A 23406-nucleotide genomic window follows, 5' to 3' on the forward strand; every position below is an offset into this window, starting at 1 on the left:
CCCGTCACGGTCATCTGTGGCGGGCTTTTTCTTTACGTGAGCGTGACATAAGGCAAAGACGGGTCGCCTTTTCCACCTTGGGCCGCAATTTTTTCTTTGCAGACCACCCGCAAAGACTCAATGCACGCCGCCACCGCAGGCGGGCGGCTGCGATTTTGCCGCGTGATAACGCCGCAAAGAGATTCTACGGCGCAGTCTGTATTATTGATTTGAACAATATCCCCAGCCGCAACCTCATCCGCCACCAGGTGCTCCGGGAGGATTGAGAGGAGCGGGCTGTGCAACATCGCCTGCTTTAGATAAGTCAACGAGGTGGTGCGAATAACCTGGCGCGGCACCGGCAAGCCGTTGTCTGTGAAAAACGTTCTGAACACCCTGTTCACGGCGAGTTGATTAGGCACCACCCACCCGTATTCGGCAAGCTCCGCCATTGCAACCGACGCCTTTTTGGCCAGCGGGTGATCAGCTCTAGCATGAACCCCAGACCGACTGACATACAGCGCTTCAAACTCAAGGTGAGCGTCCCTGTTGTCAGGGGGAAACATCGAAAAAACCAAATCAAAATCTGCACGCCTAAGATTGGAAAGCAATTCGTCATAAAACGCGCTGGCGACTGATATATTCACACCGGGACGCTCCCGATTGAGACGCCCAATGGCCTCGGGGACGATGAAGGATGAAAATGCGGGCGCAATGCCAATGGTAAACTGCCCCTGACTCAGGCCCTTAATGGCATGGACTTCAGATACAGCCCGTTCAGATTCACTGAGGATAATCAAAGCATGATCCAGCATGCTGGCCCCGAAAACGGTGGTCTGAACGCCTTTCGGACCGCGCTCGAGCAGTTCAACGCCTAAAAACGCCTCAAGGTTTTTGATGCTCCGGCTGAGCGCAGGTTGCGTAATATTGAGTTCCTGGGCGGCGCGGCCGATATTGCCGTGGCGGGCGGCAGCCACAAAATGGCGCAGTTGCTGCATTTCCATACTTAAACGACCTTTGTAACCATCATACCTAAAAGATATGCATATTATTGTTTATTATATTGGCCTGCATGAAGAGAGAATTGCAAACTGCAACGGTCTTGAGCAGACCCGTTAAGGAATTTCGCAAGCATGGGTGCCGCAACGACAACGACATACAGGTATGTTGATACGTCCGAAGGCCAACTTCATCTGACCTCGGCAGGTCACGGACCTGCGGTGGTATTGATGCATTGGACACCATTGTCCGCGCGAATGTACGAACATGAACTTCCGCGCCTGGCCGAGCGTGGCTTTAGGGCCATCGGCATCGACCTCATGGGGTTCGGCCGATCTGCGAAGCCTGGTGAAATCTGGCAGTTTGAAAAGCATGCACAGATCGTGGCTGAGGGTCTCCACAACGCGGGTATCACCACCTTCGCAGTTTTGGGAGCACACTTCTCAGCACCGATTGCCGTTGAATTGACGGTCGCCTCCAATGCCACAGTCACAGCGCTTCTGTTGGATGGGTGCGCGCATTTACTTCCCGAAGACGCGGGCAAAGCGATCGGGGTCAAGGTTGCGCAAACATCTGGGCCAGGCTTGCACAAAGATGGATCGCACCGGACGTTTCTGTGGGACCAAGCGGTCAATGCCTATTCCATTTTTGATCCTAATTTTGAAGTCACGGAAGAAACTTTATCGCTGATTTACAGGTTCGTGATGGATTATACGTCCACTGGCGTTCCCAAAGATTTCGGGACCTTCACGCCGTTCGATATGGTTGAAAAACTTGGTAAAGTGACTGTACCAAGTTGCGTACTCACAGCAGAAACAGATCCACTGCGATCAGCGCAACAACCTACCCTCGACGCTTTGGTCGCTTCGGCCACCCAAGCGATCATACTTTCTGGCAGCCACCCGTTGCATAGCCCGACGCGACGCGGGGAATATGCAGATGCAATTGCGACTTTTCTAGAGGCATCACAATGACCGTCACCAAAGATCACATCGCGACCTATGAACGTGATGGTACCGTTCTCATTCCAGGTGCGTTTAAGGATTGGGTGGAACCGCTGAGTGAAACTGTAATGGCAGTGATTGATGGGCAGCGCGCAGGGCGCATTGCGCCGGACGACGCGACGTGCGTCTTTCAAAATCCGATGAAAATTGTTGAGAATTTTGGCGGTGGTGCAATGGCACTGAACATCGTGCCCTATCACACCGGCTTCTCTGACTGGCTTAAGAACTCGCCCGCTGCGGAAATGGCAGCAGCCGTTATGCAAAGCGAACGGGTGCGGTTTTGGGTCGATGCGACATTTCTTAAGGAAGAGAATGCCGCCTCAGAAGGCACACCCTGGCACAATGACACCTGCACCTGGCCGTTCTGGGGCAGGCAAATGACGATCCTCTGGATCGCATTAACCGATGTGGATGAAGATAATGGTCCGCTGACGACTGTACGCGGGAGCCATCAAGAAGATGGTCGCTACTACTCTACTTTCTTCCCCGCAGATCAAACACCGCCGCCTGGGTATAAACCTTGGGACCAGTTGATGGCGCAGGCGGAAGCACCAGACGCAGAAATACAAACCTGGACGATGAAGAAAGGCGACTGCCTATTCATGCACCCCACGACCATTCATGGATCAAAACCAAGATCGGCAAAAACCGGATCGCCGCGTTTGGCCTACAGCACCCGTTGGCTAGGCGATGACGTGATTTGGAAGCCAGATCCGCTGACCGAGCCGATGACCGAGCGGTTAAACACCCACCCTGCCATGACCTTCAACGCGCCACCGCCCGATGACATTATTCCTGTTCTGTGGCCCCGCACGGCCTAATACATTAAGCGTACTGAGAGAGAAAAAATATGCACCCGAAAGTGACTCAAGCCATCATTGACACCTACAACGATATTGGCGTTGGCCAGGTTCCGGGGGCCATGCCGCAAAAGTGGGTCAACGATATGACCAAAGTGCTTGACGATGCCCTGACGAGCAAACGAGACGGTACCAATGAGTTCGGCCCGTTAGAAGGACAGCCGGACATTCAGTTTGAAGACCATGATGGCTACGTTCGTATGGTGAATTTCTACTGCCGGCTGCCAGAGATGCGCACATTGGTTGAAGAGTCAGACTGCGCCCATATCGTCGCCGACGTGATTGGCTCAAACTCCATGCAGCCCTGGACCGATGGCACCTTCATCAAAGAAGGTAAGGACGGAGCAACCGCGACGCCCTGGCATAATGACGAGTGCCTATTTCCCCTGCGCGGACATCACAGCCCGTCCATGTGGATTGCCCTGACCGATGTGGACATGACCAATGCGCCTTTGCAAACTTTGGCCGGGTCTAATAAGGACCCTCACCGCTATGTGAGTTCGTGGGCCTTGGAAGGCGCGGAGGCTCCGCCCAACTTCCATCCCTGGGATGAACTGTTAGAGCGGGTAAAGGCACCGGATGCGGACATTCGTGTTTGGGAGGCCAAGGCCGGTGATATGTTGATCATACATCCCAAAACCATACACGCATCCCTGCCGCGCACTGCTGGACAAGACGGACGGCGGGTTGGGTTTTCCCTGCGCTGGATCGGCAGTGATATCCGGTATGAATATAACCCGACAGCAAAGCGGTCCCCTTTCCAGGAGCATCCGGACATCAAAGAAGGGGAACCCCTGCCGGAGAGCATTATTCCGGTCATCTGGCGGCGAAATACACATGTTGGCACCGCATAGCCGCCTTGAAGACAGTAGGCTTGGGCTTATCTGATCATGGATGTGGGTTATAGTGTTGCTCACCTCTTTTACCTTCTGCCTTGGAGAGCGCTCATGAAACAGGTTTACCGGTTCGCCCTTGCCGCCAGTATTTCAGCCGTGGCCTTTGTCGGATATGGCCTCGGTTCTATTGAGGTTGCCGCTCAAGCGAGCAAGTCTCCGATCGATGTAGACTCCATGTATCCGCCCGAAGCCTACGACCTTTACCTGTCGCGCCTTGAGGCCATGTTTGGTGGCTCCGGTGGTGCCAATGGCGGTTTGCAATATGACCCGCTGGAAGTGATTCCTGGTGCTGAAGAGTACACGCCGTTGCCCGCAACAGATCAAAGCAAACCCAGCACTATCTCCAAAGAAGCTCTGGACATAACAGAAGCCTACGCCGCTGAGCGTAACTCCCAAGCCTTCATCGTGTGGCGCAAAGGCAAGCTGGAGCGGGAAGCTTATTTTAATGGTGCGGAGGCCGACACCTTGATCGTCGGACGGTCGCTAGCAAAGCCGGTTACGGTGATCGCGGTCGGTCGCGCCATTAAGGAAGGCTACATCGAATCCTTGGACCAACCCGTGAGTGATTTCATTACCGAGTGGAAAGGTACGGACCGGGAGTCCATGCTGATCCGGCACTTGTTAGACATGCGGACCGGGTTCTTGCGCCAGGGCATGGAGCGTGGGCCAGAAAGTATTCTCAATAGAGCCTACCTGCACCCCTACCACGATGATGTGATCATCAATGAATACCCGCTGACTCACAAACCGGGCGAGCGTTACGATTATTCCAACGCCACATCGGAAATGGTCGCCCCGCTCATAGAGCGCGCCACCGGTGTAAGGTATGGCGAATGGGTGTCTGAACAAATCCTCAAACCCATCGGGGCTAAGGGGGGCGAAGTCTGGCTGAACCGCCCAGGCGGCACAGCGCATTCAGGCTGCTGCATCATGCTCCCCGCACGCACCTTCTTCCGTCTCGGCATGCTGAGTTATTTTGACGGGGTCTGGGATGGCGTACAACTTCTGCCCGAAGGCTATGTGGCCGAGACCCGTATCGCAACACCGCAAAACCTATGGGCCGGAATGGGCCTTTACGTGGCGGGTGAGTATGTTGAAACCCGTGGGGCCGCAAACCCCGACATCGCCAACATGCAAGTGACCACCCATGCGGAACGCTATTTGGCGGCTGATCTTTATCTATATGATGGCAACGCCAACCAAGTGGTGTACATCATCCCGTCTGAAGATCTGGTGATCCTACGTGTTGGCAATGCTCCGCCCCGCGATAATCGTTGGGACAACACCTTTGTTCCCAATACCATCATGCGCGGCATTATCCGTGCCCCAGGTGAAACACCACCCCAACCACAGTCCTAAATCATCAAATTCATACGTAATAAGATTAAAAGGAGACCGAGCATGATCCGCCTTGCAGTACTCGCTTTTGCTTTCATGACACTGGAACCAATGGCTATGGCAAACGCACAATCAGCCAAAGAATATGAAGAAGCCCGTGATATTGTGTGGGCTAAAGAAAAAGCGATCTATGAAGCGCGCTCAAAAACGGGCCTTGATTACTATATCGCCAATTCCTCGCCGAATTACGTGGGCTGGCCCCCAGGAACGCCAAAACCGTCGCCAATTTCTCAACTCAAAGAAAATCAAGAAAGCGGTTTGTTCAAATTTCCAAACCAAGAAAAGCTTGAGCTGTTTTATGATGATTTCGCCATGCATGGGGATACCGGCGTGATTTACTATAACACCCACCGCACCATGCTACCCGATGGCACAGAAGTGGATCAGCGCTATCACACCATTCATGTCTGGGTGAAAGATACAGACAATGATTGGAAACTGATGGGCGCGATGGCCCGCCAGGTTCAATAAAGCTCGACCGTAAATCCCGCACGGCCTCTGATCTTAGCCGAGAAATTAAATCGGACTGTTAGATCGGACTGTTAGATCGGAACGGTCGCTGGATTATAATCGTGGATGGTGATCGGGTCATATTCCTTGGCCCGCTCCTCCAATGCTTTTTCGATGGTACCGTGCATTCTAAGCCCGTTATATCGAGCGCCAATCGTCACGAGGGTGGTACGCTCACGGCGCGCATCCTCGTAACGCTGTAAACTTTCTTCGATGCTATCGGATGCTTCGAGACACCGCGCTAGCACCACGCCATCTTCAATGGACATGCCAGCGCCCTGCCCCAAAAAAGGCAACATAGGATGGGCCGCATCACCAAGCAGGGAAACACGCCCAACTGTCCATTGCTTCATCGGCTCACGGCCAAACATGCCCCATCGGAAGCAGGTTTCCGCTGGGATATGCTTAATCATTTGCTGAACTTCTTCACAGGTATCCGCAAATTCTGCCAGCAATTCATCCTTACGGGCGGGCACGGACCATCCCTCGTCAACCCAATCTTTCTTTTGAGCGTAGGCGGCGAAGTTGACGGTTTTACCGCCCCGTATTTTATAGCGAACGACGCTGCGGTGTTTGCCGTTGAATACGGATGTATCGGTGTTAATGGTCCCCGGGGGTAAAGACTCTATAGGAATCAAACCACGCCAGGCGACGTAACCGAGAAACTCAACTTTATCGTCACCAAACAAAGACTGACGCACGGCCGAGCGGTTGCCATCACACCCGATGGCCAAATCGCCCTTCACGGTATCGCCGTTTGTAAAGGTAACCTCTACACCGGACTCATCTTGCTTGAGAGACTTGAAGCAATGGCCGAGATGAATGGCATCTGGATCATGCGCCCTCACGGTATCAGCCAAAAGGCCGTGAATATCTGCCCGGTGGAACATACGAAAGCGAGCATCTGGATCAGGGTCGGTTTCCCCTTTTGCCTGACGCACGTCACCCGGCGCAGAGGAATTGGTGTGGATCTCGCCGGTCATCAAATCCTTGCCGCCGCCACTTTCAGGGCGAAACCCGATCTCAATCAATTTGTCCGCAAGGCCCAAAGACCGCATCGCCTTATTCGCATTTTTCGCGAGGGTCAACCCGGCACCAACCTCACCTAACTCTTCGGCTTGTTCATGCACAGACACTTTGAAACCAGCCCGTTGCAAAGCTATGGCTGCGGTTAATCCACCGATGCCTGCACCAACCAAAATAACTTTCAAATCTTTCACAACACTCTCACTACACACGGTGATTGATCGTGCAGTTTATTGTGCGGCAGTTTTTGTTATAGCTGGCGCACCCAAATGCATATCAATTCTATTATTGGGGAGTGTCTCAGGAGAGGAGATCATTAGAAACAACGGTGCTGTTTTTGGACCATTGCGTGGTCAATTTTGCAGCGTGCTAAGTCGCTGGCAAAGGTTGCACATCAACCGAGACTTTAACTGTGTGCTGACCGCCGCCGATCATGAACCCATTGATCGGGCTGACATCACCATAGTCCCGTCCCCACCCGAGGGTGATGTGTTCATCCCTCGGTATGAGATTGTTTGTCGCGTCAAAATCAACCCAACCTAAACCAGGACACCACACGGCAATCCAGGCATGAGACTCATCCGCACCGACCATCTTGGTCTGTCCCGCTGGAGGGTGTGTTAGGAGGTAACCACTCACATATCGTGCAGGCAGACCAAGACTGCGCAAACAGGCCAACTGAACATGGGCAAAATCCTGACACACCCCGCGTCGCTCTGCGATAACTTCTGCAACAGGCGTCGAGACATCTGTGACCCCGCCCTCGTATTTGAAATCGCTGTAAATGCGCGTGGTCAGGTCCATTGCTGCCTCAAGAATCGGGCGTCCTGGCGTGAATGAGGCCTCTGCAAGCTCACGCGCACCGTCAATACCAGTTACATAAGGCGAGGCAAACGCAAACTGATAGGCATCAAGCGTGGCTTGATCAGAGATGCTTTGAAATAGGGCGTTCACATCTTCCCACGGTGGCGTGACCGCCAATTGTAGCGGTGGAGGGGCTTTAACCTCGACCTCTGACAACGCCTCAATTTCCAATGTGCTGTGGGGTTCTTGAATGGTGGCGTAGGTCACCGTGTTTTGAAAATAATCTAAGGTTTCCGAGCGCACGGCTGGGAGCGGTGTAACCTGCACAAAGGCCCTGCTACATACTTGCCGGCCATGACTGCGCGGCGTCATATGCAGGAGATGATGAGAGATGGAGACCGTCTGAGTGTACTTGTAGACCGTACGGTGATGAATTTTGTACTTCACAGCCCAGCCTCGGACCACCTTGGCCCAGACAAATGCTGCGTTTCTGCATGAATAAAATACATCCGGCCAACGGAATCGGACAGCGCTTCAAGTCCATCATGCAACTGAGTCAGAAGCGCCTCTAGAGCGTCTCTTTTACCCGTTTTGGCATTAATCATACTCAGTTCATCAACGTCAGCGAGCATCAGAGGTGTACGCAAACCGACCGTGAGTTTCTGCGTGGAAGTGAGGCCCTGTGTTTCGCTTGGGTCCGGCAACGCATCAATATGATCCGCCAAAGCCGCAAACTGATAGATCGCAGACCTCGGGTTGCTGTCATCTGATAACAGAAGATCAAGCACAAGTGGCGTCATCGGCGTGTCTTTGTATCTGGTCCGATAGGTCATCGTGCTATCAGCGAGATCAAGAAGAATATCTAGCCAATCAGAGTGGGCCGGATTACCGGAAACCGCTAAGTGAGACAAGAGGCCAACACCCCGGTAGGCACGCTCTGCCCGACGTCCCATATCCAAGAAACGCCAGCCATACCCGCGGGTCATGTTTTCCATCACCATGCCGTTAAACGCAGACAACTGTTGGACCATGTCATCCAGCATAGTAAGCGCATCAGAAAGCTCTTGTCCGCGCCGGAACGTGGGACGCAGAGCCAGTGCACTTAAACGCTTGATAATGCGCCACGTATCAAGGGAAAGTCGCTCACGAACCATCTCAGCTGTACGTTGGACGTTCGAGAGGATCAAAGACAGACCATCCGGTGAGGCCGCATCAAATAAAATTTTCCAAAGCTCTTTCTCGATGTTTTCGACACCGGCAGCCAACGCTTTTTTCGCGCGCTCCTTAGAAAGATGCTTTTGACTAACCAACAGATTTATCAGCAAGCGGTGAACATCTGGCTCTTCCGCCATTCCGAAATTACCAGCCATGCGGTTGAGTAGGCTTCTGTAAAGCCTTACGGCCCCTTCGGCGCGCTCGCTGTATCGGCCCAGCCAAAACAGATTATCGGCTGTTCGACTTGGCAAATCCTTACCACTGCGTTGGACTGAGATTTCGGCGCGCTGTTTATCAAGAAGACTGAACGTATCGACCGGACTATCGCTAATGATCCAGGTGTCCTTGCTATAGTCCCCGCGGTGCATGGCTGGCGCAGTGTCGTGCGTCGTATCCGAGACACGCGCCAATCCCCCGGGCATCAGTTTATACCCATCCTCAGTCCGAGCCGCAAAAACACGCAAGGTCAAAGGTGCCGGCTTAATGGTGTGCGCGTCAGTCCAAGCTGGAGCTGTAGACAAAGATACAACTTCCTGCCCCACATAATTATGCCCGTACTTCATAATATTCTGACGCAGGTCGTCTTTCTCTTTGGACGACATCGCAGGACCAAAATAGCTATTCTCTGACGGATTCAAAATTGAGGTCGGTTTAAACGCACTGCGGATTACCAGTTGATCTAAACGATCCAGCACATAGTTCCGTTCTTTGGGTTGCCCGCACCACCAGGTCGCCACATCAGGCAGCAGTTCATCTTCTCCTAGAATGTGTCTGCACAAGGCCGGCATGAAACTGTTCAGGCCATCATTTTCCAGAACGCCACTGCCGAGAGAATTACTGATGATGACGTTGCCTGAACGCGCGGCCTTCACCAGACTCGGAACACCGGTCGAAGAGTCCGTGCGCAACTCAATAGGATCACAATACTCGGAGTCAATTCTGCGCAGCAGAAGATCGACCTGCTTAAGACCCTCAACCGTTTTCAAATACACACGGTCATCGCGAACGGTCAGATCTCCACCTTCAACCACCGAATATCCGAGGTAGCGCGCCAAATAGGCGTGCTCAAAATAGGTTTCCATTGTCGGGCCCGATGACAACACACCAATCACAGGCTGGTCTTTCCGGGTTAGTCGCAAAAGATTGTCGTTATAACTCTCAAAGAATGAGGCCAAACGCCGGACATGATGAGAGCCGAAAATTTCCGGCATGCTGTGAGATGTGATCAACCTGTTTTCGAGCGCAAACCCTAAACCGGTTGGGGCTTGCGTGCGATCATTCAATACCCACCACTTGCCATCGGGCGAACGCGCCAGATCGAAAGCGATCAGGTCTAAATAAGAATCTTCTGGGACTGGCAGACCTTGGCAAGGTCTGAGAAACTGTGGATTGCCAAACATCAGTGCCGGTGGGACTTGGCCGTTTAGCAACAGCTTTTGTTCGCCGTAAACATCTTTCAATATGCTGTTCAGAAGATTTGCCCGCTGCTCTAAGCCACGCTCAAGGAAGTTCCATTCCTCTTGCGAAATCAGGAGCGGCAGCAAATCCAAGCGCCACGGTGCATGACTGCCATCTGTGCTGTCTTGGCTGACAAACGTGACCCCATTCTCAGCCAGCTTGCGCGCAGCAATATCATGAACCGCAATACGGTCTTGGACGGCATACCCCTGAACTTGCTTGACCAATGACTGCCAATGCGGACGCACTTTACCATCGGGTGCACGCAATTCATCATAGACAGTGGATGCCGTTGAATACGCGTTGAGAATGTCCCGGCTTTCGGGAAACTGTCCGTCACCATTGGTAGGGGTTTGGAGTTCGTTCATTGACCTAGACGACATGATAAAATCTGCAAAGTTATGAGCCTATTATACCGCTTTAGACCATCTTAGGTCCAAAGTGCAGGGAAATTCTGGCCTAGAAATATCTTCAGGCGGTGCCGAGGGGCCAGGCGAATGACCGTGCTGTTCAAAGCGCGAGAGACGCCGGCTTTCAGCCTCGTAGGAGTTCACCGGGAAGTGCTCAAAGTTACGTCCGCCAGGATGCGCCACATGATAGGTACAACCGGCAACGGCGCGCCCCGTCCAGGTGTCATAGAGATCAATGGTCAGCGGTGCATCGACGCCAATAGTCGGATGTAGACTAGAGGACGGGTGCCAGGCCCGGAAACGAATCCCGCCGACGCTCTCGCCGTTCTTTCCGGTCGGTGCGAGCGGGACACGTTTGCCATTGCAGCCCACAACATAACGAGAGTCCGTTGCACCGTTCAGTTTCACTTGGAGGCGTTCGACCGAGGAGTCCACATAACGCACGGTGCCGCCGACGGCGCCTTCTTCGCCCATCACATGCCAGGGTTCCAGCGCTTGGCGCACTTCCAATTCAATACCTTCGTGTTGGATAGATCCATAACGCGGGAATCGGAATTCAAAGTGCGCTTCAAACCAGGCCAGATCAAACGGGTAGCCGGCCAATTCCATATCTTCAATTACGTCTTTGAAGTCCTGCCAGACGTAATAAGGCAACATAAACTTATCGGCGAGTTGGGTGCCCCAGCGCACCAGCTTGCCCTCATAGGGTTTCGACCAGAAGCGCGAGACAAGGCCGAGCAGTAGAAGTTGTTGCGCCAGGCTCATACGTTCATGAGGCGGCATTTCAAAGGCACGAAATTCAACCAGGCCAAGGCGACCCGTCGGGCCGTCAGGCGAATACAGTTTATCAATGCAAATCTCTGAGCGATGCGTATTCCCACTGACATCAATCAGCAAATTACGAAAAATGCGGTCCACGAGCCATGGCGCAATAGGTTTATCGGTACCTGGCCGGGGGACTTGGGTAAACGCCAGTTCCATTTCATACAGAGAGTCATTGCGCGCTTCATCAATGCGCGGTGCCTGGCTGGTTGGCCCGATGAACAGTCCAGAGAACAGATACGACAACGCCGGATGATGTTGCCAATAGGTCACCAAACTCTGCAGCAGATCAGGCCGCCGCAAGAACGGACTGGCCGCCGGTTCCGCGCCACCCAAAACAAAATGGTTGCCGCCGCCCGTGCCGGTATGGCGGCCATCGAGCATGAACTTTTCTGTGCCGAGCTTCAGTTGGCGCGCCTCATCGTAAATTGTGGTGGTGATCGCCACCATCTCATCCCAACTGGACGCCGGTTGGATGTTAACCTCAAGCACGCCCGGATCTGGCGTTACCTTGATCTCGTTCAACCGGGGGTCTTTTGGCGGCGTATAGCCAGCCAAATGAAACGGCACATCCATTTCGGCCGAGCAGTCTTCCACCGCCGCAACCAGATCAAGATAGTCATCCAGAGATTCAACAGGCGGCATAAAGATGGTGAGACGGCCATCGCGCGGCTCGATGGTCATGGCGGCGCGCACGAAACGATTACCGCCCGCTTTGCCAACTTGGCTGGTCAGAACCTGCTGCTCGCCTGGTCTCTCGGCTTCCCCAGTCTTGTTACGCAGAAATCTCTGGCTGCGCTCATCAGGGTCCGCCAATTCATCACGTTCTGCAAAAGGATCCGCCGGAATGACATAGGGATATTCGCTTGGCTCAATGTGCGGCAGCGATGGCAAAGGCAAGCGATAACCCACCGGGGAATCCCCAGGGATCAAGAATATACTCTTTGTACGGGTTGACCACTTCTCACTGTACCAGGCGCGCTTGCCGCCCTTGGCGTTCCAGCGTTGGATGGGCAGCACGAATCCACGCGGGGTTTCTAAGCCGCGTTCAAAAACTTCGGCCAAGCGATCACGCGCCAACGGATCATCGAGCTTATTGGTTTTAGGATCCAGGTTTTCCGGCAGTTTCCGCTCTTGGCCCATGAAATGCCAGGGGTCTTCATACGCCGGAAGGATAGCCTCTGGCTCAACGTCAAGGCGCTTAGAGATGCCTGTCAGAAAAGCCTGGGCATCCTCAACCGTCGGCTCATGATCCACGGTTTCATCGGCAACTAAGGCTTCATTGGACCAAATGGGTTTGCCATCAGCGCGCCAATACAACGCAAAGGCCCAGCGTGGCAATTGCTCGCCCGGATACCATTTACCTTGGCCGTAATGCAGCAGACCGTTGGGGGCAAACTTCTTGCGCAATCGCTTAATCAGTTTCGCCCCAAGCTCGCGCTTACGTGGTCCGACAGCCGCCGTGTTCCACTCCGCTGCATCCGGATCTTCAAGAGACACAAAGGTTGGTTCACCGCCAATGGTCAGCCGGACGTCGTTCTTTTTTAAGTCTGCGTCAATCTGATGACCCAGAGCATTGATGGACTGCCATTGCTCTTCCGTATAAGGCAACGTGACGCGTGCGGATTGTTGAATACGCGTAACCGACATTTCGAAATCAAACTTGGTGTTGGCTTCCCCAACCGCACCACTGATCGGCGCAGCGCTGGAGGGTCGTGGCGTACAGGCCAACGGAATGTGCCCTTCCCCCGTCAACAATCCAGAAGTGGGATCAAGACCAATCCACCCTGCCCCAGGTAAATACACCTCAGCCCACGCGTGCAGGTCGGTAAAATCAACATCAGTCCCCGACGGACCGTCGATGGATTTGACGTCTGGCTTAAGCTGAATCAGATAACCAGAGACAAACCGGCTGGCAATGCCAAGATGACGAAACGCCTGTACCAGCATCCATCCGGTATCCCGGCAGGAGCCTTTTCCGGTCCCCAGGGTTTCATCAGGTGTTTGAACACCTGGCTCCATCCGCACGACGTAATCAATATTCGACTGAAGTTTCTGATTGAGACCAACAATAAAGTCGATCGTCTTCTTCTCATCAGACGGGTCGGGAATATCCAGATTAGACAGCCACTCTTTAAACAGCGGACCCGGCTTATCCAGGTCCATGTAGGGCTCTAGGTCGTCATGCAGAGTGTCTTCGTATTTGAACGGATAAGTGTCCGCCTCTGGCTCAAGGAAAAAATCAAAGGGATCATAAACCGCCATATCGGCGACCAGATCAACTTCCACATGAAACGCAGTCACGGGGTCGGGATAGACGATTCGGGCCAGATAGTTGCCAAAGGGGTCCTGCTGCCAATTAATGAAATAGCCTTCAGGCTCAATTTTGAGGCTATAGCTCAAAACCGGCGTGCGGCTGTGTGGCGCAGGGCGCAGGCGAATGGTTTGCGGTCCCATTTCGACCCGGCGGTCATAAACATAATGGGTTTGGTGGTTTAAAGCGGCATGTATGGACATATGGTGAGTCCTACACCTTCCAGCAGTGCAGCGCTACAGGTCTCGACTAATATGCTTTGGTAAGCAGCGTTGACGCGCCAGAATAAAGAACCGTTTTCCTGAAGATCACGTATGAAGGGTATGAAACATGCTCACTTCACGGGCAACGTAGTGAACAGCTCAACAGTTGCCCAGAACTGCTGGTTTAATGGAGTTATCCGGTGAAGACAGACGTTCAAAGCTTAAATCTGTTAAAGACATTAACACTCTAACGAAACGAGGCGAAAATGGCCGAAGTCCAACACGAACACGCGATGATGACCAACCGCAGCCACGATGAGGCTGAGCGGCAAAACAATGTCCGGACCCTAAGGCAATCCTTGTTGCGTAAGTTTGCGGCGGGCAGCCGGGAAATGTTCTATCGCGAGATTAAGCCGACTTATGAGAAGAAGACCGGCGAACCGTTGAATGATTACCGTCAGATTCGCAAAGAAATGCTTAAAGACAATTATATGAAGTTCCAAATGGGCTTCCATCGGGTGGTTCAGGAACTGATGTACGAATCTCTGATCCCGTCCTTGGAAAAACAATTACCGGATCTGATTGAAAAGTCGAAAGAGATGAACCAGAATCTGGGTTCTTTGGAATTGGACCCCACGCTGGAATTGCCCCGCTACATCACCGCTGTGGATATTCATTGCCAGCCGGGCGGGTTCGCTGCTGAAAATTGTGACGATGATATCTCGGCAGGTGCAATCTACGACCGCTCAATACATATTTATAATAGCGGCAGCAGCGGCATGACCGACATGGCCGGCCGCATGGTCTGTGGCTACCTGGATGAAGTGTTCCCCGATTTGAACCCCCAAAAGGTTCTCGATATGGGCTGCACCATCGGGCACAGCACAGCCGCCTATGTGAAGCGCTGGCCAGACGCTGAGGTGCATGCGATTGATGTTGGACCCGCCCTGCTGCGCTACGGCCATGCCCGCGCGGAAGCATTGGGCCTCAAAATTCATTTCTCACAGCAATCCGCCGAACACACCAAATTTGAGGATGCCAGCTTTGATCTGATCACGTCGAACATTCTAGCCCATGAAACCTCGACCAAAGCCTGGCCCGCGATCATCAAAGAATGTCATCGGTTGTTGAAGCCGGGTGGCGTGATGATCCATGCGGATCTGCCGCAACTGAACGAAATCGACCCCTATCGGCAGTTCATCTACACCAACGAAACGCATTACAATAACGAGCCGTTTTGGACCAAGTACCGTACACTCGACTTGAAGAAAGTCGCAACGGATGCGGGGTTCCTGTCTGAAAACGTGATCCGCGATTTTTCTCAGGTGAAGGGTGGCAAAGACCAGGCCAAAATTGACGCCGCGATTGAAACCTCGCGGGCCGTGGGATACGGCGCACCGGCGGGATCGCCGCTGGGGATGGCGTACATCATCGGCATCAAGGAATAGGACCAAATCATGGGCACAGACGAAAAAGTGCGGCTGCCGCGCGTTGCTAAAGGTCCACGTCCGATGATGTTCGAGGACGAGGCCAACGATATTCTATTATCGATGAATGTCTCCCTCTTGAACGAACTGCTGGTCACGCGGCACCGCCTGGATGCGGTTGAACGTCTGCTGGAGGCGAAAGGTATCCTGAAGCAAGAAGAGGTTCACACCTACTCTCCCGATGAAGAAGCCGCAAACCAGCGGGAAGTTTTGCGGCAGGACATTAGCGACCGCGTGTTTTATCTGCTGCTGCAACAAGCGGAGCGAGCCGAGAAAGCCATTCCGGAAGACGAGCCAGGCGACGATATCTAATCGGCCCGAGTTAATGCGCTGCAAGAGCTTTGCTGATGAGACCTGCCGTATCTTGCAGCACCGGCAGGAGCTCAGCTTTGGCCTGGGTGTCCGACAGCGCCGAGGCAATAAACCGCGCTGTTAATCCTGCGACCGCTGCGCCATCAATACGAATGGCCACTGCCAAAGACTTCTCACGCGAGCCGGGCACTTGATGAAAGGCAAAGCCGTCTTTCTGCGCACGCTTTACGTCCTCAGCAAATGCGCCCGCGACAGGGGCCATAATCTCGGACGATCTGACCGTGTTGAGGTATTCCCGGCACACTTCATCAGGAGATTTTGCCAAGACGATGCGTGCCGAGGCGGTATCGGTCAGGGCGATGCGATAGCCGGCGGTCATGCGTTGCAAGGCCAGTGGGCTCTCCGGCTCCGTGGTCACCAGCACCAAAATTTCCGAGCCTGCGGGAACCGTCAGAACCAAGGGCCAGAGCACTTGCTCGGCCGCCGCCCTGATAATCGGCTCGGCCACATTGGCGAGGATATTATTGCGCGTATAGCCCGACGACAACGTTAGAATACGCTCGGTCAGAAAATAGGTGCGGCCACCGGAAGGCTTGGCCATATGACCACTGGCCATCAGCGTTTTTAAAATGCGCAAGCACGCCGAGCGGGAAATACCGATGGCCTTTGCGATCGTCGTCACGTTGAGCGGACCCTCCCGGCTGATCAGCTCGAGGATGGCCATGGCCCGGGTCACCGTCTGGAGGGTCTTGGTCCCGCCAGAAGAGTCCTCAGTCCGGTCGTGCGTGTCTGGCATTAAGCTGAGACGGAGAACCCTTCATCACTCAGGGGTAAGGTCCGGATGCGCTTGCCGGTCGCCGCGAAAATGGCGTTGCAAACCGCAGGGGCCAGTGGCGGCAACGCAGGCTCACCCAGACCACTTGGGGCATGTTCCGACTGAATAAAATGAACCTCAACATCCGGGGCATCAGCCATTTTGAGAATGGGATACGCATCGAAGTTCCCCTCTCTGATGCGACCGTTCTCAATCGCCAACTGCTGGCCCATCATGGCGCTGATGCCATCAATAACGGAGCCTTCACACTGGGCCTTCGCCCCACTCATATTGACGATCGGACCAACATCCCCGGCCACAGTGACTTTGTGAATCTTCACGGAATTTGAAGCATCAACGCTGACCTCTGCCACCTCAGCAAAGTGACCGGCATGGCTGAAGTAGAAGCCCAGCCCCAGATGATGACCAGCGGGCAGTGGTTTGCCCCAACCTGCTTTTTCCGCCGCGAGTTTGATCACATCGGCGGTCCGACCCGTATCAAGGGTGCGCGTATTGCCAGGATCAAGCCAACGGGGTTCACCCAACATATCAAGCAAAAACTCTACATGATCGCGGTTTGCAGCGACGGCGAGTTCATTCAGAAACGACTGGTAGACAAAACCAAACACGTTGGAGCCAGGCGCGCGCCACGCCCCGCACGGCGTTTTCCACGGCAACAATGTCTGGCTCAATTCAGCGTTTTCGATCAGCGGCACTGGAAACTCATCATCACGAAGCCCGCCACCGGTGACCGCACGCTCGCCATTGGTGGTGAAACTCACCATATGGTCGCGGATCGACGAGATTTTGCCATCGGCATCGACTGACCCGGAAATATGATGGAAACCGCCGGCGCGATAGAAGTCGTGGCGGGTGTCGTCTTCACGGGTCCACTGCAACTTCACAGGCGCCCCGACTTTTTGCGAGATGGCCACGGCCTCGGCGACAACATCATTGTAAATCCGACGGCCAAAGCCGCCGCCCGCGCGAATTTGATGGATGGTGACTTTTTCAGTGGGCAGATTGAAAACCTCAGCAACCGTGCTTAAGGCCCGCTCTGGGGTCTGGGTCGGTGCCCAGACTTCAACTTCATCGCCACGATGCCAGGCGGTTGTGGTTTGCGGCTCCATGGGCGCATGCGCCAAAAACGGATAGCTGTAAAAGGCTTCGACCGTGGCGGCGGCATTTTTCATCGCGCCATCGACATCGCCCTTAGTGATGATTTCGTTGGCGCCCTTGGTGCCAGCGAGGGTTTTCGCCTGTTTTAATGAGGCCGACCAGCTGTCTTTGGCCGCGTTGGTTTCATCCCACTCGACCTCCAGAGCGCCTTTGGCTTTCAGCCCCGCCCAGGTGGAGGTGGCGATAATGGCCACGCCGGGCATGACCTCGACATCAACACCAGTGCCTTCCAGCACGAAGGCATCAAGGACGCCGTCCATGGCGCGAATTTCATCCAGGTTGGCCGAGGCGACGGTGCCGCCAAACGCGGGGCATTTTGTATAGGTAGCGTAAACCATATCCGGCACCACTTGGTCACTACCAAACAGCGGCTGACCCGAGACAACCTTGTCGTTTTCAACACCACCGACCCAGGTGCCCATGAGACTGAAGTCTTTGCGGTCTTTCAGGGTCAGGCTCTCAGCGTCCGGCACAGGCATTTCAGACGCCAGCGCGGCCAATTCTGAATAGTGCACGCGGGTCTCGCCATCCGGGTGAGTCACATGGCTATCGGCAGTTTTGCAAGCGGCGGCTTCGACCGCCCACTGTTGCGCAGCGGCGGACACCAGCATGGCGCGCGCGGTCGCCCCGGCGGCGCGCAGTTGATCGTAGGAGCCTTTAATGGAGAAGGACCCACCAGCGCTCTGACGGCCATAAACTTCCGGATTGATGGGCGCTTGGCCGACATCGACGTCATCCCAGGCGGCATCCAGTTCTTCGGCGATAATCATCGGGAAGGCCGTTTTAATGCCCTGGCCGATTTCAGGCGACTTAGAGTAAATCAGGATCCGACCGTTGGGATTCACTTCCAGGAAGGCATTGGGGGCAAATGCAGTCTCACCTGTCGCAGCGTTACCTGTCGCAGCATCGGCAGAGCCGAATACGCCTTTGGTGTCTGGCTTGAGGGCGAACCCAATCACCAGGCCACCGCTGGCAGCGCCGGTCATTTTGAGGACTGAGCGCCGGGAGGCAGAGGGGCTCGTGCCTGTGTTCATATCAGTGCTCATATCCGGGGTTCCAAATGCGAGGCTGTCTGGCGTGACGTATGTGTTCACCTGAGTCTCCTGTCGATGACGGGCGCTCTGTCTTATGGAAACGCCGCTAAAACTGTGAGTTGCCGCAAGTATATATCAGAACCTGTCCCTTGGCCCAGACTCTGACGGCGATATTTGGCGATATAGGTCCCTTTTACAGGGAATCCAACACTTCGAAGGCGGCACGTTCGCCAGATTCCATGGCCCCTTCCATGCCCCGGTTGACCCGGGCCAGATGCTCCCCGGCAAAATGAATGTGGCCGTGAGGCTGGCCCATGGGGTCTGGCAGGATCAGAGGCTGGCCCGGCTGCCAATAGGCATAGGAACCGCCGATGAACGGGTCGCGCTGATTGGAGTGCACGCGCAATGGCCTGAGCGCCCCTTTGGCGGCGGGCCGCAGGCGTTCTATTTCAGAGCGCACCAGACGCTCGGCCCCCTCCAGGCCGAGGCGATCCAGTCGCGCCGCCTGACGCCCGTTGACGTAGGCCAGATAGCAGGCCGGAGCATCGCTGTCCTCTTCCGGCAACAGGTTGAGACGATCGAAGGCGGAGTCCGTCCACATGGAGGGCGGCAGGCCATCGTCTTTCCAGAACTCGCGCTCAATGGCGTAGTGAATTTGGAAGGTCTTGTAATAGGGCAAGGTCTGAACCGCCTCGCGCTGGCGGCCCTGCAAGGCGGGCTCGATACGGATTTCCTGGAGCAGACTAAACGGCAAAGTGCAGATGACTTTGCGGGCGCGCAGCTTACTGCCATCCGTGAAAATCACTTCGGCCCCGGTGGCATCTGACACCAAAGCACTGACCGGTTTGTTCAGGCGTACCTCCGACTTCAACGCCCCCGCCATACCTGCGGGCAGACGTTCATTGCCGCCTGCAATTTGGGTGCGGATGCCGCCCGAAGCGTGCAACTGCATCCACACAAAGTAGTGAAAAATGTGCAGCATGGAGACGTCATAGACCGTATTGCCATAGGCGCTGTTGACCTCCTGCAGACGAATGGCCTCCTCGTTGAACCCCTTGGCTTTGAGGTAATCGGCAAAGCGGATATCGAACGCGGCGAAATCTGAATCGGTCCAGTCGTCGAGGTTTTGCATGGGATTGTCTTTGGGCAGCTCGCCGAAAAACACTTGCCACGGCGTCTTGCTTTTGAGGTCCTCCGGATGCGGGTTCAGGGGATGCTCGGCCCACTCAGGGATCATGATGTTCTGACCGCCAATGTTGATCATCAACTCATCGTCGCCCGCCTGCGAGCGCGGCCGGGGCGCTTGCAGGGTCAAATCCAAGCGGGTCGCCATATCGAGGCAGCGGGCATAATAGGCACCGAACACCTCGCCTCCGGCTTCGGGCTTTCCGGGAATGTCGTAGAGGGTGTAGACGCGCCCGCCGACACGATCCCGCCCCTCGACCACAGCGACAGACACGCCCGCATCTTCGAGCATGGTGGCGGCAAACAAACCGGACAGACCCGCGCCGACCACCAGCACATCAACCTCGGTTGCGCCGCGGGCCCTGCGGGGTAAAGCAGCGGCAGCCAGACCTGTGGCAAGACCCGTCACAGCAGCCCCGTGAAGGGCAGAGCGTCGGGAGAGGGCCGCCTTGGCGCGTAGCAGAGATGCGGTGGTCATGGGTTAGCTCCTAAGGAGGCGGCAGGTGCAAAGACGAGGAAGACATCTTGGCCGAAGTCTAGGAGACAGGAGCCCTCACTGGCAATCAAAGGCATGATGCAGGAGGCTTAAAAGGGGTGAAAAAGGCATCAAAAAAAGACCCAAAAAATTCCAACCCCGGGGTAATCTTGGAACGAGCCCATGCACGACACCCTAAATATAATGAAATCAATGGGTTAGACTCATGCGAAACGAGCTCATGCACAACAGTGTTACGCGTTTCGGTAAGGATGTTTCGTGGTGGGAGAGCAATAATCCAATTGCGGAAGCTAATCCTTGGCCATCAAATCCAGTTTTTATCACCGCCCTTCGCGGTTGATATTAGGCCACTTTGGGACGACTTATCCCAGTTTAAGAAGTTCGTCGGAGCAGACTTAATTCGACCACTTGGTTCATAATCCTGAAACCAAAGCTTGGCCATCCATATTGCCATCTGGTCAACATACCACTTTTCTTCTCCGCGAGACTCAAAATGATTTATGTAAGACGCAATCAGGTTAGAAAAACGAAGCCCAAAATCAGTGGGGGACACTGCCAAAAATCCAGCAGCAACTTGCTGATTAATATAAATCTCATTTGGCCTATCATATGTAACCGCATCAAACGGTACCAGGGAACTAATCACATGACCAATATCGTCATTGGCAATTGAGTCTATATCCAAACAGATAATCTGCCTTTGACAGAATTGAAGTATTTCAGGAAGCCTTAAGAATCTTCTACTTGCATAAACAGCCCTGTCTCTTTCGCCAACGTCTTCTGTTGTCCAGGTAAACCGACCACCTGAGAGATCAAGAAACTCTTCTGCCGGTTTAAAGATCGTATCGTCTGGATTAAGAATATGTAGGTGGACATCTAGCGCAGCTGATGTTCTCAAAATCGATGACGCGAACTTAACGCCAAACAAGCTAACATAATCAGCGGTAGCGGCGGCAAAAACGACCGGATTACTGGAAGGATTAGGCCAGGAACCGTCTACCTTTGGTAAGGCCCTCAGCGCTCCAATTTTGTTCCGTTCCAAAAGAGCCCCCATTCTATGGAGCGGCAAAGTATTGTTAACAGTTGCAACCATTTCCAGCGCGGCATCTAAATTGCCGACTGCGAATAAGGCCCAGGATTTAATGCGAAGATCGTTTACAGTTTGGGTAGGCGCTTGGACAATCCCATTAAGACACTCCTGAAAATGCTCTTCTTGCTTAAGAGTTTTGAAGCTATTGGCTAGCCTTCCAAGATACGTAACCGTGTCTTTCCTCACAAGCTGAAGCATTTCTGGGTCAGCTTTAAGCAACATATCCTTCCCGGAAACCAGGGCTTTTAATTCAAGGTCAGTCAGTTCCCGCACCGAGGATAGGTTTGTTAGAGCACGCATAAGGTTGAATAACGCTAATCGAGAGTTTGGCAACCCTGACAACATATCTTGATAGAGGGCGCACGCGCCTTCAATATCTTCTTCCTGTTGGAGTAGCGCTCCGAGGTTTAATTTGGCGTCATTGAAGTTGGGATCAACCGCAATCGCTTTTTCATATGCTGCCTTAGCATGCTCAAAATTACCCATTCCCGCTAATACAATTCCGCGCGTAAAAAGTAGTAATTTATTATCTGGTGAGCTCTTAATCCCTGTTTTTAATAGAGCGAGAGCTTTTTGGTGATTACCTAAGCTATTTTCAAGCACGGCAAGTAGGCGGAGGGCATCTGAATGATTGGGAGACTCCAGCAAAACTTTAGAATACAGTTCACGTGCTTCATCCAGCTCACCATTTTGGTGAAAAGCTACCGCACGTCTTAGTTTATCTAAACCTATCAACTGCCAATGGTCCTGATTTTCATCTGGAAAAACTTATTTTTAAGACCCGCGTCTTACAAAGACGCCGGTCATGCCGCGCCCTCAAACACTGCTAAAAATTAGCGAAAAAAAAGATAATACGTTTTATTGATTTTGCTATGGGACTTCTCTAACGCTCATTAACATCAGTAGAGTGATAATGAAAAGCACGGAAGAATATTATAACACTGCTCTTAACTTAAGAAATCGGGCTGACTATGTGCAGCCCAACGATCTCCAATCTTTGCTGCAGAAACCGACATTCTCTGGATTCGTTTCTGCTTCGGTAGGCCCTAGTCTTTCTTTTGAGATGTTCATCTGTGAAGGAGATGACTTAGTCGCCGCAAGATTATTTTGGAGGGGCCACTTTGAGCCAATGTCATCTCAATTGTGGGCAAAGCTGTGTAAGGGTGCGAATGTAGCCTGTGACATAGGTAGCCATTCAGGTTATTATAGCCTCTTGGCAAACCAAGCTAATCCGAACTTAATAGTCTGGTCTTTTGAACCTCACCCGATAGTTTACTCTCGATTGTTGATTAACATTAGAGCCAACAAACTTTCAGCTAATCACTGTATCAATAAGGCGATAGTTGCCGACAAAAACCCAACAGCATCTCTATATGTTAACTCTGCACATTGGGCGATTACATCCGGTTCGAGCTTATTGCAGAGGGCCGGATATAAGATCAATGTTGCCACCCAATTCATTGGAACACTAGTATCTCAGAATCAGGAGCGACCAACCTTAATTAAAATTGACGTCGAGGGTATAGAAGAAGAACTTATTAACGCGCTGGCCTTCTGCGGTTATGGTTCAGTAAGTGACATACTGACGGAACAATTAGAGCCTTGGTCACAACAAACCAATTCCACGTTAACAACAGCCGGTTGGACAATATTGGAAATAGACGAATCCGCTATGTCCATCACAAACACTTTTGGCCGCGGGCGCCAGGACAGCTCTGGGGAAAGTCGCAACATCTGGCTGACACGACGAGATGAGGCATCAATTTCTGAAATAGTAAGTTCGTTTCAGCAAGTTTACGAACGCCCTTAACTGTCTTCAAAGAAGGACTGCCCCTACCCAAAAATAAACAAGGAGGAAAAATCGAAAAAAGCCGCGTAAACCAGCTCTAACCAGAAGCCGTGACTTTCAGG

17 protein-coding genes are annotated in these 23406 nt (G+C 53.3%); 8 read left to right on the forward strand and 9 right to left on the reverse strand.

Going from position 1 to position 23406, the window contains the following annotated elements:
• Nucleotides 1-32 precede the first annotated feature (32 nt).
• A complete protein-coding gene (locus RIC29_03615; protein ID MEQ8733986.1) occupies nucleotides 33-983 on the reverse strand; it encodes a LysR family transcriptional regulator in 951 nt (316 codons plus the stop codon).
• A gap of 129 nt (nucleotides 984-1112) precedes the next feature.
• On the opposite strand from RIC29_03615, the gene RIC29_03620 reads away from it, so the two are divergent.
• From RIC29_03620 to RIC29_03640, 5 genes are all read left to right on the forward strand, one after another.
• A complete protein-coding gene (locus RIC29_03620; protein ID MEQ8733987.1) occupies nucleotides 1113-1952 on the forward strand; it encodes a hypothetical protein in 840 nt (279 codons plus the stop codon).
• Nucleotides 1949-2803, forward strand: coding sequence for a phytanoyl-CoA dioxygenase family protein (locus RIC29_03625; GenBank protein MEQ8733988.1), 855 nt, complete (start codon nucleotides 1949-1951; stop codon nucleotides 2801-2803). Before RIC29_03620 ends, RIC29_03625 begins: the two co-directional genes overlap by 4 nt.
• A 29-nt stretch (nucleotides 2804-2832) precedes the next feature.
• Nucleotides 2833-3696 carry a phytanoyl-CoA dioxygenase family protein gene (locus RIC29_03630; protein ID MEQ8733989.1) on the forward strand — a complete coding sequence of 288 codons (864 nt, stop codon included), beginning with the start codon at nucleotides 2833-2835 and terminating at the stop codon, nucleotides 3694-3696.
• 93 nt (nucleotides 3697-3789) lie between these two features.
• Nucleotides 3790-5097, forward strand: coding sequence for a serine hydrolase domain-containing protein (locus RIC29_03635; protein MEQ8733990.1), 1308 nt, complete (start codon nucleotides 3790-3792; stop codon nucleotides 5095-5097).
• Nucleotides 5098-5139: 42 nt separating this feature from the next.
• The gene (locus tag RIC29_03640; GenBank protein ID MEQ8733991.1) at nucleotides 5140-5607 is read left to right on the forward strand and encodes a hypothetical protein; all 468 of its coding nucleotides are present in this window, start codon (nucleotides 5140-5142) and stop codon (nucleotides 5605-5607) included.
• 71 nt (nucleotides 5608-5678) lie between these two features.
• On the opposite strand, the gene RIC29_03645 is transcribed toward RIC29_03640, so the two are convergent.
• From RIC29_03645 to RIC29_03660, 4 genes are all read right to left on the reverse strand, one after another.
• Nucleotides 5679-6866 (reverse strand): FAD-dependent monooxygenase, encoded by a 1188-nt coding sequence (locus RIC29_03645; protein MEQ8733992.1) that lies wholly within the window; start codon nucleotides 6864-6866, stop codon nucleotides 5679-5681.
• A 175-nt stretch (nucleotides 6867-7041) separates the two neighbouring features.
• A complete protein-coding gene (locus RIC29_03650; GenBank protein MEQ8733993.1) occupies nucleotides 7042-7923 on the reverse strand; it encodes a transglutaminase family protein in 882 nt (293 codons plus the stop codon).
• A complete protein-coding gene (locus RIC29_03655; protein MEQ8733994.1) occupies nucleotides 7920-10532 on the reverse strand; it encodes a circularly permuted type 2 ATP-grasp protein in 2613 nt (870 codons plus the stop codon). Before RIC29_03655 ends, RIC29_03650 begins: the two co-directional genes overlap by 4 nt.
• A 27-nt stretch (nucleotides 10533-10559) precedes the next feature.
• Nucleotides 10560-13898, reverse strand: coding sequence for a transglutaminase family protein (locus RIC29_03660; GenBank protein ID MEQ8733995.1), 3339 nt, complete (start codon nucleotides 13896-13898; stop codon nucleotides 10560-10562).
• A 266-nt stretch (nucleotides 13899-14164) separates the two neighbouring features.
• On the opposite strand from RIC29_03660, the gene RIC29_03665 reads away from it, so the two are divergent.
• Entirely contained in the window at nucleotides 14165-15346 is a 1182-nt protein-coding gene (locus RIC29_03665; protein ID MEQ8733996.1) for a methyltransferase domain-containing protein, read from the forward strand.
• Nucleotides 15347-15355: 9 nt separating this feature from the next.
• Nucleotides 15356-15697, forward strand: a complete 342-nt coding sequence (locus RIC29_03670; GenBank protein MEQ8733997.1) for a hypothetical protein — start codon at nucleotides 15356-15358, stop codon at nucleotides 15695-15697.
• Between the two features lie 10 nt (nucleotides 15698-15707).
• On the opposite strand, the gene RIC29_03675 is transcribed toward RIC29_03670, so the two are convergent.
• The 4 genes from RIC29_03675 to RIC29_03690 form a co-directional block, all read right to left on the reverse strand.
• Entirely contained in the window at nucleotides 15708-16493 is a 786-nt protein-coding gene (locus tag RIC29_03675; GenBank protein ID MEQ8733998.1) for a helix-turn-helix domain-containing protein, read from the reverse strand.
• Nucleotides 16493-18784 carry a molybdopterin-dependent oxidoreductase gene (locus tag RIC29_03680; GenBank protein ID MEQ8733999.1) on the reverse strand — a complete coding sequence of 764 codons (2292 nt, stop codon included), beginning with the start codon at nucleotides 18782-18784 and terminating at the stop codon, nucleotides 16493-16495. The genes RIC29_03675 and RIC29_03680 overlap by 1 nt, the downstream gene beginning before the upstream one ends.
• Before the next feature lie 133 nt (nucleotides 18785-18917).
• On the reverse strand, nucleotides 18918-20387 hold the full coding sequence (locus tag RIC29_03685) for an NAD(P)/FAD-dependent oxidoreductase (protein ID MEQ8734000.1): 1470 nt from the start codon (nucleotides 20385-20387) through the stop codon (nucleotides 18918-18920).
• A 322-nt stretch (nucleotides 20388-20709) separates the two neighbouring features.
• Nucleotides 20710-22230 carry a tetratricopeptide repeat protein gene (locus RIC29_03690; GenBank protein MEQ8734001.1) on the reverse strand — a complete coding sequence of 507 codons (1521 nt, stop codon included), beginning with the start codon at nucleotides 22228-22230 and terminating at the stop codon, nucleotides 20710-20712.
• Between the two features lie 178 nt (nucleotides 22231-22408).
• Here RIC29_03690 and RIC29_03695 point away from each other — a divergent pair, with 178 nt between their 5' ends.
• The gene (locus RIC29_03695; protein ID MEQ8734002.1) at nucleotides 22409-23305 is read left to right on the forward strand and encodes an FkbM family methyltransferase; all 897 of its coding nucleotides are present in this window, start codon (nucleotides 22409-22411) and stop codon (nucleotides 23303-23305) included.
• Nucleotides 23306-23406: the final 101 nt, after the last annotated feature.

Source organism: Rhodospirillaceae bacterium (assembly GCA_040219235.1).
Classification (GTDB): Bacteria; Pseudomonadota; Alphaproteobacteria; order Rhodospirillales; family Rhodospirillaceae; genus WLXB01.

Excerpts from the sequence above, each read along its gene's own strand:
- RIC29_03675 (MEQ8733998.1), bottom strand. The coding sequence starts at position 16,493 with ATGCCAGACACGCACGACCGGACTGAGGACTCTTCTGGCGGGACCAAG.
- RIC29_03635 (MEQ8733990.1), top strand. The coding sequence starts at position 3,790 with ATGAAACAGGTTTACCGGTTCGCCCTTGCCGCCAGTATTTCAGCCGTG.
- RIC29_03630 (MEQ8733989.1), top strand. The coding sequence starts at position 2,833 with ATGCACCCGAAAGTGACTCAAGCCATCATTGACACCTACAACGATATT.
- RIC29_03695 (MEQ8734002.1), top strand. The coding sequence starts at position 22,409 with ATGAAAAGCACGGAAGAATATTATAACACTGCTCTTAACTTAAGAAAT.
- RIC29_03665 (MEQ8733996.1), top strand. The coding sequence starts at position 14,165 with ATGGCCGAAGTCCAACACGAACACGCGATGATGACCAACCGCAGCCAC.
- RIC29_03640 (MEQ8733991.1), top strand. The coding sequence starts at position 5,140 with ATGATCCGCCTTGCAGTACTCGCTTTTGCTTTCATGACACTGGAACCA.
- RIC29_03620 (MEQ8733987.1), top strand. The coding sequence starts at position 1,113 with ATGGGTGCCGCAACGACAACGACATACAGGTATGTTGATACGTCCGAA.
- RIC29_03655 (MEQ8733994.1), bottom strand. The coding sequence starts at position 10,532 with ATGTCGTCTAGGTCAATGAACGAACTCCAAACCCCTACCAATGGTGAC.
- RIC29_03670 (MEQ8733997.1), top strand. The coding sequence starts at position 15,356 with ATGGGCACAGACGAAAAAGTGCGGCTGCCGCGCGTTGCTAAAGGTCCA.
- RIC29_03660 (MEQ8733995.1), bottom strand. The coding sequence starts at position 13,898 with ATGTCCATACATGCCGCTTTAAACCACCAAACCCATTATGTTTATGAC.
- RIC29_03625 (MEQ8733988.1), top strand. The coding sequence starts at position 1,949 with ATGACCGTCACCAAAGATCACATCGCGACCTATGAACGTGATGGTACC.
- RIC29_03685 (MEQ8734000.1), bottom strand. The coding sequence starts at position 20,387 with ATGACCACCGCATCTCTGCTACGCGCCAAGGCGGCCCTCTCCCGACGC.
- RIC29_03615 (MEQ8733986.1), bottom strand. The coding sequence starts at position 983 with ATGGAAATGCAGCAACTGCGCCATTTTGTGGCTGCCGCCCGCCACGGC.